The 1115-nt window shown below is 30.6% G+C and carries 1 protein-coding gene; it reads left to right on the top strand.

Going from position 1 to position 1115, the window contains the following annotated elements; translation table 11 throughout:
• Nucleotides 1-66: 66 nt before the first annotated feature.
• Nucleotides 67-1115, top strand: a 1049-nt coding sequence (locus tag KPL55_RS25740; protein WP_216309588.1) for an IS3 family transposase, incomplete at its 3' end; no start/stop codon positions are given.

Here is a 1115-nt window from a genome sequence, read left to right as displayed (position 1 = left end):
AAAAAAAAGTGTTTGGATTATAGGTGCTTTTTTTGTATAATTTATATATAGATAGGATGGTGGCAAATGAGTAAAATATTATTTACCAAAAAGGATATTATAAAGCTTGAAAAAAATAAAAATATTAAAAATGTTAGTGAATGTGGAATTACGTATGACTTTAAATTTAAAATATTATTTATAAATGAATATATTGCTGGAAAATTACCGAGACAGATTTTTGCCGAAAATGGATTTGATATAGATGTAATAGGGTTAAAAAGAATCGAGCAATCAGCACATAGGTGGAATGCAGCGTACAAAAGGGATGGAATAATAGGTTTAGAAGACACAAGGAAAACATCAAGCGGTAGACCACGCTCTACCGAGCTTACTAAGGAAGAAATAATAGTGAGGCAAAATGCTAGAATAAACTTGCTTGAGGCACAGGTAGAATTGTTAAAAAAATTAGACGCGAAAGAAAGGCAGGTGGTACAAAAAAATAATCAAATTAAATCAAGCGATGCTTTTAAAACTATAAAAGAAGTTATTGAAAAATATAGCTTTGTAAATGTAATTGGATACTTATGCGAATTATCAGGAGTGTCTAGATCTGGTTACTACAATTACATTGCTTCAAAGGATATACGGGTAGAACGCGAGCAGCGTGATTTAGAGGATAGAGACTTAATACTAAAGGTGTTTAATCGAAGAGGCTATAAGAAAGGATCTAGATCTATTAAGATGATATTAGTTAATGAATTTAATATTATATATAGTTTGAAACGTATCCGTAGGATTATGAACAAATATGAAATAATATGCCCTCACAGAAAGACAAATCCATATAGAAGAATTGCTAAAGCAACAAAAGAGCATAGCGTAGTAAAAAATATTTTAAATCGCGAATTCAAGCAGGCTAAGCCAGGGAAGGTTCTGCTTACTGATATAACATATTTACCTTACGGTAATAGTAAAATGGCTTACTTATCCACAATTAAGGACTCCTCAACAAATGAAATATTAGCATATCAAACTTCAGATAGAATAACACTAGATATAGCATTGGATACAATAGAAAAGCTAGTTAAAACTAGACGAGTAACATTAACAAAAGATGCATTTATTCATTCAGA

The sequence above is a fragment of the Clostridium lacusfryxellense genome, assembly GCF_018861735.1.
Taxonomy (GTDB): Bacteria; Bacillota; Clostridia; order Clostridiales; family Clostridiaceae; genus Clostridium_AD; species Clostridium_AD lacusfryxellense.
The sequence above is the reverse complement of the archived record's forward strand: the minus strand, read 5'-3'. Positions and strand labels throughout refer to the sequence as shown.